Genomic DNA, 16,471 nt, shown 5'->3' on the forward strand with positions numbered 1-16,471 from the left:
CTATTCAGCACAGCTTATTACTACTGATTCTTCATAGTCCCACATTTTACCGGTTGCACCGTCGGTTGTTGAACCAAGTAAACCACCAATTACAATATTACCCCAAAATATAGGTGTAATACTTTTCTTTACAAGCGTCGTATTGTCACAACCTTCTGCTGTAGTTTTAACAACTTTATCTTTACCATCACGCAAGACTACAACCATACCTGGAGCGGTAATAGTTTTGTCATCAACAGTTACTTCAGCAGGTTTATTATTGCTTGTTGTAACATTGATGGATTGTTCTTCAGAACTAGTGATGCTTGCACAACCAGTCACTAAAAAAATTGACGCGGTTAATACGGCTAAAGCTTTGTTCTTCATTTTTTCTTCCTTGTTATTCATTAGGGCTTACAAAAAAAGCAACGAGATGATACAGACTAAAACTATTTTTTGAAAGAAAAATAGATTATTTAATCTAATATTATTAGACTATAAAACAATTACTTGTGGTTTTATAACAGTAGGTAGGTTTGATTTTACCAAAGAGTGGTGGGGTCTAGCCTTATATTAATTATGCTCAAATTAGCTAACTTGTTGCAAAATATATCAGCTAACACTTTAAATTTCAGGGTTGAATTTATATTATAAATTAGGTGTTAAAAAAAATAACAGGCTAAGTAATAGTTCCCTAAGCAAACTATTACAGGCCCATGTTTAATTTTTTGTTAACTGTACATTGCACGTTGCTCTGCGTCTCGGGTTTTATCAGGGTCTTCTAAACAGACAATAGACTCAATTACAGCAAGGTAGTCAGCAGGCAGTTTGGTTTCCTTTGCTCCGATAATGACGTGATTGAGGTACCAAGAATAAGGTTTTAATGCATCGTCTATATTAATTGCACAGTATATTAAGGCATCAAAGACTTCACCTAAGTCATTTTGTACAAAAACTATTTTTTCATCGTATCCATGCCCTAAGCTTTCAGCGCGATCTAAAATTGTTTTTTCAGCTCTGTTTATCTCAAACAGAGCGCCAATGACTGTGTCTTCGGTATTATTTGTTTGAAAAGAATCACACTTTCCAGAGCCATCAGTACCACTCATGTTAAAGCGTAATTGGTGGTTTTTAAGCGTTACTGTTTCAAGTCTTTTGGCACTTGGTACCCGCTCTTGAAGTCTTAAAATCGACATGTTTGAACCGTATGCAAAATACTTCATCAATTCTCCTGTGCAGTTAATAACACATTTAGTTGTTGTGCATGTGGGGATAAATTTTCTGTACTGTTTTTTCTGTGCTGTTAAAGTACAGCGTTTTGTTATACCCGTTTCATTAATTATCTGGCCTACTTTATACTCAAGAAAAAAACCAAATATAAGGCATTTATTTTAATAACTTGTTTTCAGGACAATAAGCTCCTGAATTGTCTAATAAGCTACATCTATGCAGCGTTACTTATTAAATAAATAACGCCATATTCGGTTGTTTTAATCTGGTAAAATAGCAATAAAATCAATAAGATTGTTTTTAATTATTTAACTTGCCTTTCCAGCTTCTGTGGCTTCAACAACCTCATTAAGATTGCCCGTTTTACAGTCATAAATATAACCATAAATGGGAATGTCGCTGGGCACCATTGAATTACTTCTGATCCTTTGAACATCTTCCAAAACACTTTTGTCTTGATCACTAATGGTGAGCCAATTAATGTACTTGCCATCAGTTGTACCGCCACCGGCTTTACTGTCATGCCAACCAGAAGCATCAACGCTTGAGGTTTTAAGGCTACTCGAGAGTAAATCTGCCATTATTTCATTTGAAAATGTTTCCATGCCGCAATCAGTATGATGGATAACAAACCATTCTTTTGTGCCTAGTAATTTATAAGAAATCACTAATGAACGAATAGCATCATCGCTTGCTCTGCCGCCTGCGTTACGAATGACATGTGCATCACCTTCAGCAAGGCCAGCATATTTAGCTGGATCTAAGCGTGCATCCATACAGGTCAAAATGGCAAACTGCCTACCAGGAGGCATTGGCAAATCACCTTTATCCCCAAATTCAGCGACATAATCAGCATTGGCGGATTTTACTTCATCTACAATTTTACTCATCTTATTCTCCCTTGGTAGACCGTTTATATTACGCTTGTTTCCACTGCGACAATAAGGGAAACAAATGTTGGTCACAAAAATTTCATCGATTGAGATCTACATAGCTATATTTTTGATAACCTCCACCTAATATACTCTTAGGGCGGTTAAAAGGTTTACACCAGCAATGACGTCTAAAGGTGCTTTACTGCAGCTAAGTGCGTATAGCTCTGTTCGTATTTACTTATATCTATAAAAAACATTAGGTTAACTTAAGTGGATAGAAAATATCGCCTAAAACTGCATAGTAAAATAAGGGTTAACTAATTATTTTTAAAGTAATTATTAGCCAATAATTACTTGGTGCTAAAGACAATATCACCATAATAAGACTCTGCTTTTTTGCCACTATTATCGGTGTCTGTCATAATAGCTATAATGTCTACGTAGTTATAAGCTTTTAGGTTTGCTTCTTCACTACCTTGATCACCAAATGTATCAATTAAATCTTGGTATACATTACGCTTTTCTTCGTACCATTTACCGGTTTGAGATTCCTTCCCTTGGACAGACATCATTTTGACACTTGAACCCGCAAAGGGATTATCCCAAACCAAACCTTTAGCCTGATTACTCGACCACACATAGTTTAATGATTTGGTCTTCCAAACCATAAAGCCACCATCGATGACAACGTAAACTCTAGCGACGAAGTCATCCCCACTTTTACTACGTTCGTTTAACCCATGTAAGGTTTTTTCTACTAACCAACTCCAGTTTATGTAAGGCGTTATCGTAAGATCAATTTTATTTTTTAACACCAATCCAGACGCAGAACTCTGACTGAGTGCTTGCAGTGCCAAGCGTCCTTGATGCTGGTTTATAGTGTAAATAGATTTGCCAGAGAATACTTTAGCTTGCCACAGTGCAATACCGTTATTATTTAATGAGGTTAAATTGGTAGAAGATTTAGCATTAAAACAAGTGATTAGACTAAACAGTAAAATAATCCATCCAAGCATATAATTTTCCTATCACGCCACTGAGTTGTATAACTAACGGGTAGAATAACCCGTTGGTATTTTTATGTATTCATAGTAACACTTTAGCGGCATTGAACTTTTTAACAATCAATACCATTTACGTTTTGACCATTTTAATTTTTCTATCATTGGGGTTCAATCATGGCTGGCTGTTTTATTTATTTTATACAACAAAAGTGCCATTAAAATAATATCTAGGTAACTTAACCTCATCATTCTAAAATTTTTTATAAGAATATGATAATAAGCTGATAAAAAATGTATATTTAACAGGTTACTTAATATTGTGTACCTATTTACTGAACTCAACAAAGGTCAATTTATGTTAAAAACCATCATACTCTTTATTTGTACTAGCTTAACGGCCACCCTGCTTGTTTGTATTGTGTCGACACAAATAGTATTAGCCGACGTGCAATCATTTGGGCTTAGCATACCTTGGGCGGTTCGTTTAGATGCCACGATTAAAGACATAATCGGACTAGCTCCAGTGCTGTATTTATTGATTTCAATTGGCTTTTTGATTGGTTTTATTTTGGCTAAATATGCCCACCAATGTATCGGTGGTAATAGAATGGCTTGGTATATTGCCTCTGGATGTACTACCTTTCCTCTAACGATGTATCTTATTCAATATATTATGGGCTTAACAATAATTGCTTCTACACGCACTCCACTAGGGCTATTTTTAACCACTTGCTGTTGTATATTTTCTGCATGGCTTTTCGCCCTCCTAACATCGCGCACTAAAATTAAGCTAATAACTCAAGGTAATCAAAATGATAAATAATCATCATATCTTTAAAAAACTTAGCATCAGTTTATGTTTACTTCTTGCTAGCACTATTATTTATGCAGAAACCCAAACTCAAGCATATAAAGTATCAACTGTCGTTGAAAATTTGAAGTTTCCTTGGTCAATTGCCTTCTTACCTAACAATGATATGTTAGTGACAGAGCGCGGAGGAAGCCTAAGAGTCATCAGAGATGGTAAGTTACTTGAGCAAAAAATTTCTGGCTTACCTGATATTTATGTCGAGGGCCCAGCGGGACTATTCGATATTGTTTTAGACCCTAACTTTGCAACAAACAAAAAACTTTATATATCTTACAGTGGTGGCACAGCCAGCAACAACTTTGTTCAAGTGATCAGCGCCACATTACAAAACATGTCACTACAACAATCTAAAGTGATATTTACCGGCTCTAGTAGAAATACTCCCCATCATCATGGCGCTAGAATGGCCTTTCTTCCTGATGGCACACTACTGATAACCGCGGGTGATGGTTTTAATTTTCGTGAAGAAGCACAATCCCTTAATAGCATGTTAGGAAAAGTGCTAAGAATTAACACCGATGGTACTATTCCTAAAGACAATCCATTTGTCGGTCAAAAAAATGCAAGACCTGAAATATACAGCTATGGCCATCGTAACCCGCAAGCAATATTAGTCAGCAAAACTAAAAAAGTTTGGCTGCATGAACATGGGCCTAAAGGGGGTGATGAATTAAATTTAATTAAATCAGGTCTTAATTATGGCTGGCCAGCCATTACTTATGGCATAGATTATTCAGGTGCCTTGATCTCTCCTTTTACTGAAGCAAAAGGAATGGAGCAACCCATTACCTATTGGGTGCCTTCTATAGCACCTGCTGGCATGACAGAATATCAAGGTAATATTTTCCCCCAATGGCAAGGTGATTTATTTGTTGCTGCTCTAGCAGGAAAAAGTGTCAGACGCTTAAAGTTAGAAGACAATAAAGTGGTAGAACAAGAAACCATGTTAGCTGAGCGAAAACAAAGGATCCGTGATATTAGAACCGGCCCTGACGGCTATATTTATATTCTAACTGATAGCCCTCAAGGAGAGTTATTAAAGTTATCCCCTAATTTATAAACATAATGAAAATATCACCCCCACTCTGATTAACAAATAAACGGTTTTTTTATCGTTTGGCGGGCAGAATGGGGCGAGTATGGGCACTGGTATGCAAAGTTATGCGCAGCATATTATTTTTAAACCCTACTCTCTAGATTAGCCTGCGCAAACTAATAAAGGCTTAAAGTTGGCTTTAAATTTTAGAATTATCTACTCTTTTGCTATTATAGCGGCTATCCGTTCCCTATAAGGCAGTAGCACTGCGTGGCAGTTTTTCAACTTAGAGATTATCAACAAGAAGCCGTTTCTTCGGTGCTCAAACACTTTCGAAAAAGCAACGAATCTGCGGTGATTGTTTTACCTACAGGCTCAGGTAAAAGTCTGGTCATTGCCGAGCTTGCTCGCTTGGCAAAGCGAAAAATACTCGTACTCACTCACGTTAAAGAATTGGTCGAGCAAAATCATCAAAAATATGAAAGCTATGGTGTTACCGCCGGTATTTATTCTGCGGGATTAAAACTAAAACAAACTCAGCACCAAGTCACGTTCGCCAGCATACAATCGGCGGCCCGAAATCTAGATGACTTCAATGAGCCCTACTCCTTAATTATTATTGACGAATGTCATAGAGTTAATTTGGCTAGCGCTGAGCTGGCTAAAGACGAAGCTAAAAGCGAATCCAAAAACGAAGTAAAAGAGCAGTCACAAGAAACTGCAAGCAAGCTGTCCAACAGTAATCAGTATCAACAAATCATTGAAAAATTGATGCAAGTTAATCCCGAGGTAAAATTATTGGGCTTAACCGCAACCCCTTATCGTTTAGGCATGGGCTGGATTTATAAAAAGCATTATCGTGGTTTTATGCGAAGTGAAGAAAAGCGACCTTTTGAGCACTGTATTTATGAACTACCGCTAAGCTACTTAATTAAACGCCAGTATTTAACCGAACCCAATTTAGTCGATGCCACCATAGAACACTATGATTTTAGTAGCCTGCGAGCAAACGCCTCTGGTGAATATAGTCCTACGGATATTAATCATCTACTAAACAAAAATCCCCGGGTGACGCAAGGCATTATTGAACAGGTCATCGAGTTAGGCCATAAACGTCAAGGTATTATGATATTTGCCGCGACAGTTGAGCATGCAAAGGAAGTCTTTAGTTATTTACCCGCCAAATTTAGTGCGTTAATTACCGGGGCTACCGACAACACTGAACGCGATAAGTTAATTAAGGCATTCAAACGTAAAGAAATTAAATACTTAGTTAATATTTCAGTATTAACCACTGGCTTTGATGCGCCCCATGTCGATATGATTGCAATATTACGTCCAACACAATCAGTTAGTCTCTATCAGCAAATCATCGGTCGTGGTCTGCGTTTGAGTGATAACAAAAAAGATTGCTTGGTGATTGACTATACGGGCAATGATTTTGACCTCTATCATCCCGAAGTCGGTGAGAAAAAGCCGAATAGTAAAAGTCAGCCGGTTCAAGTTGTTTGCCCAAGTTGTGAATTTCCCAATATATTTTGGGGCATTTGTGATGATGATGGTTATTTAGTGGAACACTACGGCCGACGATGCAAAGGCCTCGTCGATGCTCCAAATGAAGAGCAAGCATACCTAGTAGAAAGCCAGATCCAATGTGACTATCGCTTTGTATTTAAAGAATGCCCTCACTGCGGTGGTGAAAATGACATAGCTGCTCGTAACTGCTTACAGTGCCTTGAGGTCTTAGTTGACCCCGATGATATGTTAAAAAAAGCACTGCAACTTAAAGATTCAAAAATTATTCGCTGCGCAGGTCTTAATTTAGCGAAAGTTAATGATAAGGGAGCTGATAAGTTAAAAATCACTTACCATGATGAGGAAGGCGCTGAACTCAATGAATCTTTTGACTTCGCTAAGCCGCATCAAGTTAAAGCGTTCAATGATATATTTTCTAAACGCCTTAGCGCTAAAATCAGTGTTCAACTGGGTTCAACGGAGACCTTTGAAGTGACTAATCTTGAACAAGCCTTAAAGTTAGCTAACGTATTGCCGTGCCCAGATTTTGTCATTGCCAGAAAACAAAAATTCTACTGGCGTATTAAAAACAGACTTTTTGACTATCAAGGTAAATACCGAAAAGCCAATGAGCTCAAATAAAACAATGACTAAATAAAAAACCGCTATCTTGCGAATAGCGGTTTCTTGGAATTTGGCGGGACGAATATGGGCACTGGTTTTATTCAATAAAATTGCCACTTGAGTAGTTATTACTGGAAATGAAGTTCTCAACTTAAACGTAGTAGCTTATATCTGATCTGACAATTTAGAAAATAGGCCCTGACATAATAGTACAATCGATAAGGTCGGTAGTTGCCACAAACACGACATTAGCTTCAATGTCGTAGCACTTACTTTACATTAGATTTAGTATTGAAAAATTACCGTATTCTATTGTTATAAATATTTTTCTATTAAATTTTCACTTATTTTTTTAATCTTGTCTTGCAACGGATCAACATTATGACTTGGATAAATGAAATTCCTGTTGATTCCTGCTCTATTCAGTAAATCATGGGTAATAGGTTTTAAGTCTCGATTAATCAAAATTCTTCGTTCTTGATATGGAGTTCTCTCTCTCAAACGGTACATTACAATATCATACGGTACAGCATCATTATTAAAGTAGAAAAACCCTTTTTGATTACCCACTCTAAGGTTATATTCATTATTTGGTGTGCTTAGCCGAGGAAAATAGACTGAACTAGATGAGAAATTATATTCAGTAGTAAGTTCCGCCATCTTTTTAATGTTTTTATCATATCCATGGTATGACTTACAAGCATGATGATTAATAGTATTTACCCAATCAACTGTATGAGTTTGATACAAGCTGACATAATCAGACTCATACCTAACATCATCTGCATAGTCGAATGCAAAAAATAGAGCAACATGTGGAGATACGGTCAAATCGAGTAAGTTCGTTGGTAGACCATAGTGCTGTGCTAGTGCAAGGTAGAAATTTGAGTCCAACAGTGCTGAATGTTCGGGGTGAGCAATAGTGATCCCTAATTCATTAATGCAAATAGAAACAAACTCCGCAATCATTTGATCATGCGTCTGGCTGAAATCTGTATCAATCGTATCAGAGTCTAGATATTTGGTTAAATCTTTAAATGTAGTAATCGATGGTAAATTAAATTTACTTTTAAAGGTTCGGTAATAGTTTTTTTATCATCCAGTTAGCATCACTTTGCCCCCTAAAAAGGGGGGAGGGTGTTTTTGAAGAAGAGTAACTTACCAACGATGCAATAAGTGCTTCTAACTCTTTTTCTGTATTTATCTCTTCGGAATACCAATATCTATGATCAATCACCAATCCTCCTAAAATCTATAACAACTTATTATTTTTTAATGTTATTTACTCGTTTAGTATCAGCGAGCTAAGAAAAATAAAATCAATCATGTAGACCATATGTAGTCACGCAGTTATGAATTTTTATTTCATAGCTAACCGTCGCTTTTGCCACATTCGAGACATTAGGAAACTAGTGTCAAATAATGCTTTGGATTAGGGTTTGTATCTATAACTGTCGAATAATAAGCAGGCTTGTAGCTAAACACGATCAAGCCAAGTTAAGTCAAATAAAGTTGGCAGGCCATTAATTTGTATTTTACTAAAAGTTTCAAAATCACTCTCTGGGCAAAATATAAACCTTATATCAGACCAAGAGAATTCCATGTCATAGTGATGCCTCCATTCTCTTTCATGGCTAGCATCAAATGACTCACTCATTAGATTAATATAAGGATGAAGTTCTTTTGGAATAAAGTTAAATACTTTACGAGGGTATGAATCATTTTTATAAATGACTTCTTTTTTGAAAATATTATGCGGAATATTGATACAGGGAGCTGCACCTTTTGATAATAAAAACTCTCTATTGAAAGAAAGTCCGTATTTTGCTCCAAACATATCTCTATGTGCTTTCAGTCCTGAAAGAGTTGACTCAGTAAAGCATACTGAATTATAGGCTCCTGCATTATTAAGTTGACAGGTTTCAGCACTAAAATATTTGGCGCTTGCAGAGCTGTACCAGCCAGTACGTGAAGATTTTAATAATGGATTCGGCTGAGAATTGTGAATATCTAGAATTAAATCTAAAATATTTTGTGCATCAGCTTCAGTTTTATCATCATTCTGTCGGATAAGATGTGTAAGAAGAAAAGAGCAGTCAGTACTTTCTCTTGCAAGTTTTTGTGATTCTTCAGTGTTTGTTTTACCCACAGAGTACTCTTTTTCTATAACGCCTCGTTAAGAGACAAAAAAATGGTTGGCTATAATATGTAGCTAAGCGAAACTGAACCAACTGTTTAGCGTCCGTTTGAGTAACTTGATATAACAATTTTTAATCGACCAATTTTTCTAAAATTTCTTTTCTTTTCTTTTCATTTAAAGCTTTTAATGATTCAAAGGCAGCTTCATAGTCTTGATGACAATCTGAGACAAATTGCCCATCTACCATTTTCATAATTGACTGGCCATGGCCATTCCCCGGATACCAAAGTACGACAAACTCATTGTTACCTTCATGATCGTATTCTTCGGTTGTATAAAAGCCTGCGGAATTAATTAAATATTGATACCAAGTAGTATCCAGAGATGTACTCATCAATCTCTCAATATTAGAATCTTCTAACTTGTCACCTTTTGTTATTTTTAAAACTAGTTCTACAAATTTCTCCGCATTTACGGTTTCTGATATTGTATTTATAATACTTTCAGCATTTGCCTCATCAAGTTTGGTGTACACAAACTTCAATAATTCTTCTGTTTTTTTACTTGCTAAGGCTAAGTCGGATAATAAATTATTAGTTAGTGATGATTGAGTCTCATTTTTAGATTTAGCTAGAAAATCAAAGAGCATACCTGCCCATTGTTTACGCAAATATGTTTCAATATCTAGAAAATTAGAAAACGGATTAATTGCATTATTAACTGAGTGCTTTCTTACTTCATTTAGAAATTCAAATATTTTTATATTATCGGAAGCCGGATAATTTACTTTATCTCGATCTATTTCGTTGTTTTTGGCATTAGATTGATACAAATGATGATCGGCTAATACAGACGAATCTACTATCGTAAATATAGGGATGTTGTTCTTAAAAGCAATTCGGTATTCCTCATTCGTAATTGATTCACTGCTATTAACGAAGTTACCACCATATCGCCCACCAATAATTAGAACAAACATTTGACAGTTTGAAACTTCATCAATACAAGATTCATGAGTGTGTTTTAAAGGGTTATAAAAAACGTCTCCATCGTCACTTAATACTGGTTCGTATCCCAAATTAGAAACGAAGTATTTTAAACTTTCTCTTATATGTTTGAGATCATAACAAGTTGAACTAATAAAAACTCTTGGGGATGCCACTGAAGACTCCTGATCGTTATAACTGCTTATTGGGAGGTATGGTACCTTATTTAAGCAAGATACCATGCCTACTTTTATAATTTATTGAGTTTAACCTTAACGGTTAATCCAATGATTTTCAAAGAATTAACAAGTTCTAGGGTTTTTGCCCAAAGTTGAAAGAAGTCACCATACCTTCTTTCTCTCAAAAAATGACTTAACTTGTTCAAGAGCAAACTATTATACAACTAAATCTCTTGTACAATCGTTAGCAAAGCTACATCAAGGCACATGTCGTAAGGTGAAATCTTATCGGTGGGTGCTTTGTAATCCAGCTAAAGCCTTACCACAGTAATAAAATAATACCGGCTTTTGCTTACATAAAGTATCAATCTAAATCTCTAAGAAATTAGTGGCGCAGGAGTTTATTTAATGCCCAAAGCAGCATTAATACCATTAATACCAACAGGAAAGTTAAATGCTGTATTGCCTGATATTCAATGCCCCCCAGTGGTAACGCCTATATGGCGTTCACTGATAGAAAAATGATCTCGTTACGCGCTGTTGCATTCAGAGATGTTATTTTTGATAAAATGGCAGCAGGAGCTAAGAACTTATGGGCAGAAATGTTCAGTTCATGAAATATTTAACCAAAAGCATTGGCATTTTAGGCGTTTGGTGCAGTTTTACTCTTGAAAAAGAGTGAACCGCACCACCTGTAATAAACATACTATGCAGTGTTGCTGTTTTCTTCTTGATCTAATAGCTCTTGTAAGACTTGCTTAAATGTTTCTTTAGGTTGAGCACCCGTAAGAGCACTTGTACGATTAAAAATAACCGTTGGTACACCGCTCACGCCCATTTTTTTCCATTGCGCTTCAAGTGTCTTGACTCGACTTCTAAGTTCATCATTAGAGAGTGCCATTTGCGACTGTTCGGCAGTAATACCCACGGCTTCTGCTTCTTTAATTAGCACATCTCGCTTCGACACATCTTTATGTTCAGTAAAAAATGCAGAAAACAGACGCATTTTAAGCTCTGTTTGTACGCCGATTTGGTGTGCATAATCAAGTAGCACATGCGCATCTAATGTGTTGACGATTTTCATGTCATCAAAATAATTAAAGTTGAAGCCGTATTCAGCGCCTGCTTGTGCGATATTGTCTCTTGCCTTATCACTATCCGCTTTTGATGAACCATATTTTCTTGCCACATGTGCTCGTAGTTCTTCTCCTTCAGCAGGCATGTCTGGGTTAAGCTCAAAGGGTTGCCACTCAATTTCAACTTGCTCTTGCAGGTTTAATTCAACGATTGCTGCTTCTAAATGCTTATAGCCAATAATGCACCACGGACAAACCACGTCAGAAATGATGTCTAGCTTAATTTTTTTAGTCATTATTTAACCTCTAAATTGTCATTCTCGTTAGGATTTAATGCCAATACCTTATCAATATCTTCTGCACTATGACGATTTTCAAGCTGCTCCCACTCATGACCCCAATTCTTATTAACGATACGACCACGCTGAAATGATGGACGAGCTAACATAGATTTTGCCCAACGGTTGAGGTGTTGGTACTCATCTACGTTAAGAAACTCTTTTGCGTCGTAAAGGTTGCCTAAAACTAAGTTGCCATACCAAGGCCAAATCGCAATATCAGCAATACTTAACTCATCACCCGCAATAAATTCATTATTTTCCAGTTGGTTGTTTAATACAGACAATTGACGCTTGGTTTCCATGGTAAAGCGATTAATGGGGTACTCAAATTTTTCTGGGGCATAACTATAAAAATGACCAAAACCACCCCCTAAATATGGCGCCGAACCATGTAACCAAAATAGCCAATTCATGACTTGTGTCCGCTTATTTCCGGCTTTAGGGAGTAATACGCCAAATTTTTCAGCAAGATAAAATAATATAGATGCGGACTCAAAAATAGGCGCGTTATCTTCGTTTGCCATATCAATGAGTGCAGGTATTTTAGAGTTAGGGTTTATATCGACAAAACCAGATGAAAATTGATCACCCTCACCAATTCGAATCATGTGAGCATCATATTGTGCATCTTTGCCTAGCATTAATAACTCTTCTAACATGATCGTTATTTTTTGACCATTAGGTGTACCCATTGAATATAGTTGTAGCGCATGATTGCCAACGGGTAATGCTTTTTTATGTGTTGCTCCAGAAACAGGACGGTTGATACTCGCCCATTTACCACCACTTTCTGCGTCATGGGTCCATACTTTAGGTGGTTGATATTGGTTGTTCATATTGTTTCCTTAATACTTTTAACTTAGGTGACGTTAGGTTGTTAATAAAATAACTATATTGTTTATAAAATGACTATACAGCTTATTGAACGACTGTTCAACATCCTGTATTGAACAATCGTTCAAAGTGGGTGTTCTAGCACTTAAATCATTATTTTTAAATTTTAATTAAACAATCCGTTAATAAATATCGTGCTTTACTCAAGGGGAGTTTACACGCATAATTGAACTATCGTTCAGTTATGTTTTTATGGGCTTATGCATGAGTAAAACAGCTAAGTTTGATCGCCAAAAGGTGATTGATAAAGCAACCAATCTTTATTGGAAAAAAGGTTTTCACGCAACCTCCATGCGTAGTTTACAAGAAGAAATAGATATGCGTCCTGGCAGTATCTATGCCGCTTTTGGCAGTAAAGATGGTTTATTTACAGAAGCCTTAAGACACTATACCAATATGGCACTAGCTCATCTAACGCTATGCCGTAGTAAACATTCCTCTCCTATTGAGGCGTTAAAAGCCTTTGTTAAAATTCAGGTAATTGACACCAAAAATGATGCGCCAAATGCAATGTGTATGTTAGCGAAAACCATTGGCGAGCTGACAGAAGATAACCAAAACCTTATTGATACAACCAAAGCCTATTTGGGCGAAATAGCGAATCAATTCGTCAATCTCATTGAAGAGGCACAGGCAATGGGGGAAATAGATAAAGACAAAAATTCAAGCGATCTCTCAAACCGTGTACAAATTCAAATAGCAGGCCTGCGTACCTTTGCTAAAATCGATGATGATAAAAATAAACTTGAGGCTATGATTGAAGATTTTTTTAGCCATTATCCATTTAAAAAGGACTAGCACATGCATGAGCAAACAATACTTTTTGATATTAATGAAACGGTACTAAATTTAGCGAGCTTAAAGCCTAAATTTAACGCTGTATTTGGCGATGAGAGTTATACCGCCACGTGGTTTTCGATGCTATTGCACTCATCAACCGTTTGTTTAGTCACTGGGGTAAAAACAGATTTTGCTAGTCTGGCTAAGATAGCGCTCGATGCTTTAGCCGCAAAACAAAAACTTCTTTTATCTGAAAAAGAAGGCAATGACATACTCGCTACTTTTGCAAACCTGGCACCACATGAAGATATACAAGCTGCATTAACTAAATTACGTAAAGCTGGATTTCGCCTTGTTGCTTTATCTAATTCATCTCAAGCCCTACTCACCACTCAAATACTTAATGCTGGCTTAACAAGCTATTTTGACCAGTTAATCTCAGTAGAAGCGGCAGGAACCTTTAAACCTTCAGCAAACGCTTATGCATTTGCAAGCAAACAATTAGAAACAACAGTTGATAAATTACGTTTAGTGGCAGCTCATGACTGGGATACGCATGGAGCATTAAGTGCAGGTTTAAAAGCGGCTTATATAGACAGGACGGGGCACCTTATCATCCCTTATTTCTAAAACCAGATGTCATTGGCTCTACGATGGATGAAATAGCCGAACAGATTATTTCAATGCACAATATTTAATTAGATCGACACAATCCCTTGGTAATCAAACTAATACAATTTATGATGACCTTGTAACGGTGTTTTTCAAAACAGTTGTCGCCTAAATTGTTAAGCAGCTTCTTTGTGTTGCTCTGGATTTAACTCCACAGCGCCTATTGGCTGCCACTGACTTTGAAGGACTAACGAAAATGTTAATTATCGCCACTATAAATGTACCAAACACGGTAATTAAAGTCATCTTGAATAAAAATGAATTACTTTTATCTGTTACTTTTAATAAATTATCACCGTTTATTTCTGCAACTTTAATTTCAACTTTCTTTCTATTACCTCTTTTTTTCATTTTCCATCACAAATATGAACCTATTCCAATATTGTGAAGGCGATCCTCACAGTTTATTAATAAATTTTCAGTGATAATATCTAATAACTAACAAATTAAATATATTGTTTAAATCCCGCTGTGATTAAATCTCAAAATAATTGAATAAGGAGGTAATTAAAGTAAAGATCATAACTAGATTTTGGTTTAATTTTGTACTATATAGTAACGTGAGCGCATATATTCTGTTTAAAACAACCATGATATAAAGTTGCAAGGATCGCATATGAAATTTTTAATTTTAAGTTTTATTTTTCTCCTTTCTACATTCCCCTGCTTTTCAAATGAGAGTATGCCATTAGATGATCTTGAATTATTAGATATTCAATCAAAGGTGATGGCTCTAGCCCTAGAAACTAACAAATCTACTGCACAATTTTCTGCCATTGTTTTAAATAAAAGGATTGGGCGAGATGCATTTCTAGCTAGTCAAAAAGATTCCCTGTATGAAAGTGAAATTTCTAAACTCTTGCTGAAAATTAATCAGCAAGAAGAAATAATATCTGAATATGGTGAATTAGTCTCAGCTCTTGAAATTAAGATTAAGGATTTAGAAAGTGGGGAAAATTAATGAAATTGAAAAGCTAAAAAACAGTATTGAAGCCAAACAAAAAGAGCTTATCGTTGAGTCATCACCTCAAACCAATATGGAAGTAACTGAAAGTGTTGATGATGGCTTAATACTTAGTTCGATTCTACTCATTTTTAGCTTTCTAGTATTTTTAATAATGTTCCAGTTAATTAAATTAGGTAAAAATCCTGGAGATATATTAAAGACATTTGGAACTATTTTTATAATAGTTGCTGCTGTATTTTTAATAGTTGCTGGATACTCAGAAGAACAAATATCCCCTGTAATTGGTTTATTAGGAACTGTGGCTGGTTATATTTTAGGGAGAAATTCATCTAAAGAAGTGGCTTTAACACCTAAAGCATCAATCCAAAACCAAATAAATAAGGAGTAGTTTTATCATGATTTTATATAAAGTAGGTAATTTTAAATCACCTCTCATTATTTGCTTATTAAGCATGTTTTTAGTTATGGGGTGCGCTACCCCTCCAGAAGTAAAACAATTATCCATTAAACAAACAGAATACTTTGATGTTGTTATTAAAGCAGTTTCTATACAGTCAGATGCTTTGATAATAGCGACAGAGAAGTTGATTCAAAATGCGATTGTGAATATCGATCTTGAAGAAAGAAATAGCAAAAAAGAATTCAATGACACTTTATTGTCAGGAAGACTAACTAAAGACCAAGCTAACGATATTATTGAACGTATCTCTCAAAAATCTAAATTAATAAAGCAAAGCAAGGATGGTTTAACAAATGACCTAAATATGATAAAAAACAAGATTGCAGAAATAAAATTATTTCTAACAAAAATGAAAGAAGTTAACACTACAATGGATGCGTATATTCAGTCAGAAAAAGCTGGAGAGACTGTAGTAAAAGATATTTTAAATCAACCAAATGTAAAGGCTCTTCTTGCCACTGTTAGTGATCTTACTCCTAAAATTATGAGTGGAGTTGATGAATTAAATGATTTTATAACCAACATAAATGGAGAGTTTACTCATGAATAAAAGTGAATTATTAAATAAAATTGATCAGTTACGTGATGCTGCTGAAAATTTTGAGGGATATGAGAAATTTGCAGCAAAAGATGACATTTCTAATTTAAAAATTAAAGTTAATAGCATGATTATATCGGATATTGCTAATAAGATGTCATCCATTTCCTTACCCGAAATCGAAGATATGGATGACCAAATTAAACTCGCAAATGATGCCATAGAATCCAATGAAAGTAGGGTCAGTGCATTCAATTCTGCATATGGTTTTCTAAAAAACGCATTAGGGATTGTATTGTAATGC

20 protein-coding genes are annotated in these 16,471 nt (G+C 35.7%); 9 read left to right on the forward strand and 11 right to left on the reverse strand.

All coding sequences use genetic code 11. The annotated features are described in order from the left end of the window. The 4 genes from H4J59_RS16485 to H4J59_RS16500 all read right to left on the reverse strand — a co-directional run bounded on the left by H4J59_RS16485 (window position 1) and on the right by H4J59_RS16500 (window position 3,100). Window positions 1–366, reverse strand: coding sequence for an adenosine deaminase (locus H4J59_RS16485; protein WP_182241096.1), 366 nt, complete (start codon window positions 364–366; stop codon window positions 1–3). A 344-nt stretch (window positions 367–710) separates the two neighbouring features. Beyond that, a complete protein-coding gene (locus H4J59_RS16490; RefSeq protein WP_182137929.1) occupies window positions 711–1,202 on the reverse strand; it encodes a gamma-glutamylcyclotransferase family protein in 492 nt (163 codons plus the stop codon). A 315-nt stretch (window positions 1,203–1,517) separates the two neighbouring features. Then, window positions 1,518–2,099, reverse strand: coding sequence for a carbonic anhydrase (locus tag H4J59_RS16495; protein ID WP_182241097.1), 582 nt, complete (start codon window positions 2,097–2,099; stop codon window positions 1,518–1,520). 335 nt (window positions 2,100–2,434) lie between these two features. Further along, the gene (locus tag H4J59_RS16500; RefSeq protein WP_182241098.1) at window positions 2,435–3,100 is read right to left on the reverse strand and encodes a DUF3047 domain-containing protein; all 666 of its coding nucleotides are present in this window, start codon (window positions 3,098–3,100) and stop codon (window positions 2,435–2,437) included. Between the two features lie 343 nt (window positions 3,101–3,443). Between H4J59_RS16500 and H4J59_RS16505 the strand changes: the two genes are divergently transcribed. The 3 genes from H4J59_RS16505 to H4J59_RS16515 all read left to right on the forward strand — a co-directional run bounded on the left by H4J59_RS16505 (window position 3,444) and on the right by H4J59_RS16515 (window position 7,152). Beyond that, complete coding sequence (locus H4J59_RS16505) at window positions 3,444–3,911, forward strand: hypothetical protein (RefSeq protein ID WP_182241099.1); 468 nt, start codon at window positions 3,444–3,446, stop codon at window positions 3,909–3,911. Beyond that, window positions 3,901–5,019: a PQQ-dependent sugar dehydrogenase gene (locus H4J59_RS16510; RefSeq protein WP_182241100.1), complete on the forward strand. Its 1,119-nt coding sequence runs from the start codon at window positions 3,901–3,903 to the stop codon at window positions 5,017–5,019. The genes H4J59_RS16505 and H4J59_RS16510 overlap by 11 nt, the downstream gene beginning before the upstream one ends. A gap of 246 nt (window positions 5,020–5,265) precedes the next feature. Then, window positions 5,266–7,152, forward strand: coding sequence for a DEAD/DEAH box helicase (locus H4J59_RS16515; protein ID WP_182241101.1), 1,887 nt, complete (start codon window positions 5,266–5,268; stop codon window positions 7,150–7,152). Between the two features lie 297 nt (window positions 7,153–7,449). Here H4J59_RS16515 and H4J59_RS16520 read toward each other — a convergent pair whose 3' ends face one another. The 6 genes from H4J59_RS16520 to yghU form a co-directional block, all read right to left on the reverse strand. Further along, the gene (locus H4J59_RS16520) at window positions 7,450–8,181 is read right to left on the reverse strand and encodes an FRG domain-containing protein (RefSeq protein ID WP_310733217.1); all 732 of its coding nucleotides are present in this window, start codon (window positions 8,179–8,181) and stop codon (window positions 7,450–7,452) included. Window positions 8,182–8,203: 22 nt separating this feature from the next. Beyond that, a complete protein-coding gene (locus H4J59_RS16525; RefSeq protein ID WP_182241103.1) occupies window positions 8,204–8,371 on the reverse strand; it encodes a hypothetical protein in 168 nt (55 codons plus the stop codon). A gap of 240 nt (window positions 8,372–8,611) precedes the next feature. Continuing rightward, window positions 8,612–9,283 (reverse strand): hypothetical protein, encoded by a 672-nt coding sequence (locus H4J59_RS16530; RefSeq protein WP_182241104.1) that lies wholly within the window; start codon window positions 9,281–9,283, stop codon window positions 8,612–8,614. Window positions 9,284–9,404: 121 nt separating this feature from the next. Continuing rightward, a complete protein-coding gene (locus H4J59_RS16535; protein ID WP_182241105.1) occupies window positions 9,405–10,436 on the reverse strand; it encodes a DUF4062 domain-containing protein in 1,032 nt (343 codons plus the stop codon). A gap of 709 nt (window positions 10,437–11,145) precedes the next feature. Further along, window positions 11,146–11,811 carry a DsbA family oxidoreductase gene (locus tag H4J59_RS16540; protein ID WP_182241106.1) on the reverse strand — a complete coding sequence of 222 codons (666 nt, stop codon included), beginning with the start codon at window positions 11,809–11,811 and terminating at the stop codon, window positions 11,146–11,148. Further along, entirely contained in the window at window positions 11,811–12,692 is an 882-nt protein-coding gene (gene yghU, locus H4J59_RS16545; RefSeq protein ID WP_182241107.1) for a glutathione-dependent disulfide-bond oxidoreductase, read from the reverse strand. Before yghU ends, H4J59_RS16540 begins: the two co-directional genes overlap by 1 nt. A 262-nt stretch (window positions 12,693–12,954) precedes the next feature. On the opposite strand from yghU, the gene H4J59_RS16550 reads away from it, so the two are divergent. Both H4J59_RS16550 and H4J59_RS16555 read left to right on the forward strand, forming a co-directional pair. Continuing rightward, on the forward strand, window positions 12,955–13,548 hold the full coding sequence (locus H4J59_RS16550) for a TetR/AcrR family transcriptional regulator (RefSeq protein WP_182241108.1): 594 nt from the start codon (window positions 12,955–12,957) through the stop codon (window positions 13,546–13,548). Between the two features lie 3 nt (window positions 13,549–13,551). Further along, entirely contained in the window at window positions 13,552–14,160 is a 609-nt protein-coding gene (locus H4J59_RS16555) for a haloacid dehalogenase type II (RefSeq protein WP_220469861.1), read from the forward strand. 150 nt (window positions 14,161–14,310) lie between these two features. Here the strand turns inward: H4J59_RS16555 and H4J59_RS16560 are convergent, their stop codons facing one another. Further along, window positions 14,311–14,553, reverse strand: coding sequence for a hypothetical protein (locus tag H4J59_RS16560; protein ID WP_182241109.1), 243 nt, complete (start codon window positions 14,551–14,553; stop codon window positions 14,311–14,313). A 265-nt stretch (window positions 14,554–14,818) separates the two neighbouring features. On the opposite strand from H4J59_RS16560, the gene H4J59_RS16565 reads away from it, so the two are divergent. From H4J59_RS16565 to H4J59_RS16580, 4 genes are read left to right on the forward strand one after another with little or no spacing between them, the layout of a single operon-like run. Further along, window positions 14,819–15,163: a hypothetical protein gene (locus H4J59_RS16565; protein WP_182189383.1), complete on the forward strand. Its 345-nt coding sequence runs from the start codon at window positions 14,819–14,821 to the stop codon at window positions 15,161–15,163. Beyond that, window positions 15,150–15,557, forward strand: a complete 408-nt coding sequence (locus tag H4J59_RS16570) for a hypothetical protein (protein ID WP_182241110.1) — start codon at window positions 15,150–15,152, stop codon at window positions 15,555–15,557. The genes H4J59_RS16565 and H4J59_RS16570 overlap by 14 nt, the downstream gene beginning before the upstream one ends. 7 nt (window positions 15,558–15,564) lie before the next feature. Then, the gene (locus H4J59_RS16575; RefSeq protein ID WP_182189379.1) at window positions 15,565–16,179 is read left to right on the forward strand and encodes a hypothetical protein; all 615 of its coding nucleotides are present in this window, start codon (window positions 15,565–15,567) and stop codon (window positions 16,177–16,179) included. After that, a complete protein-coding gene (locus H4J59_RS16580; protein WP_182241111.1) occupies window positions 16,172–16,468 on the forward strand; it encodes a hypothetical protein in 297 nt (98 codons plus the stop codon). Before H4J59_RS16575 ends, H4J59_RS16580 begins: the two co-directional genes overlap by 8 nt. Window positions 16,469–16,471 lie beyond the last annotated feature (3 nt).

This window comes from Colwellia sp. MB02u-10, assembly GCF_014077185.1.
Taxonomy (GTDB): domain Bacteria; phylum Pseudomonadota; class Gammaproteobacteria; order Enterobacterales; family Alteromonadaceae; genus Cognaticolwellia.

Coding starts and splice junctions, on each gene's coding strand:
- H4J59_RS16485 (WP_182241096.1), bottom strand. CDS start 366: ATGAAGAACAAAGCTTTAGCCGTATTAACCGCGTCAATTTTTTTAGTG.
- H4J59_RS16490 (WP_182137929.1), bottom strand. CDS start 1,202: ATGAAGTATTTTGCATACGGTTCAAACATGTCGATTTTAAGACTTCAA.
- H4J59_RS16495 (WP_182241097.1), bottom strand. CDS start 2,099: ATGAGTAAAATTGTAGATGAAGTAAAATCCGCCAATGCTGATTATGTC.
- H4J59_RS16500 (WP_182241098.1), bottom strand. CDS start 3,100: ATGCTTGGATGGATTATTTTACTGTTTAGTCTAATCACTTGTTTTAAT.
- H4J59_RS16505 (WP_182241099.1), top strand. CDS start 3,444: ATGTTAAAAACCATCATACTCTTTATTTGTACTAGCTTAACGGCCACC.
- H4J59_RS16510 (WP_182241100.1), top strand. CDS start 3,901: ATGATAAATAATCATCATATCTTTAAAAAACTTAGCATCAGTTTATGT.
- H4J59_RS16540 (WP_182241106.1), bottom strand. CDS start 11,811: ATGACTAAAAAAATTAAGCTAGACATCATTTCTGACGTGGTTTGTCCG.
- yghU (WP_182241107.1), bottom strand. CDS start 12,692: ATGAACAACCAATATCAACCACCTAAAGTATGGACCCATGACGCAGAA.
- H4J59_RS16550 (WP_182241108.1), top strand. CDS start 12,955: ATGAGTAAAACAGCTAAGTTTGATCGCCAAAAGGTGATTGATAAAGCA.
- H4J59_RS16555 (WP_220469861.1), top strand. CDS start 13,552: ATGCATGAGCAAACAATACTTTTTGATATTAATGAAACGGTACTAAAT.
- H4J59_RS16560 (WP_182241109.1), bottom strand. CDS start 14,553: ATGAAAAAAAGAGGTAATAGAAAGAAAGTTGAAATTAAAGTTGCAGAA.
- H4J59_RS16565 (WP_182189383.1), top strand. CDS start 14,819: ATGAAATTTTTAATTTTAAGTTTTATTTTTCTCCTTTCTACATTCCCC.
- H4J59_RS16575 (WP_182189379.1), top strand. CDS start 15,565: ATGATTTTATATAAAGTAGGTAATTTTAAATCACCTCTCATTATTTGC.
- H4J59_RS16580 (WP_182241111.1), top strand. CDS start 16,172: ATGAATAAAAGTGAATTATTAAATAAAATTGATCAGTTACGTGATGCT.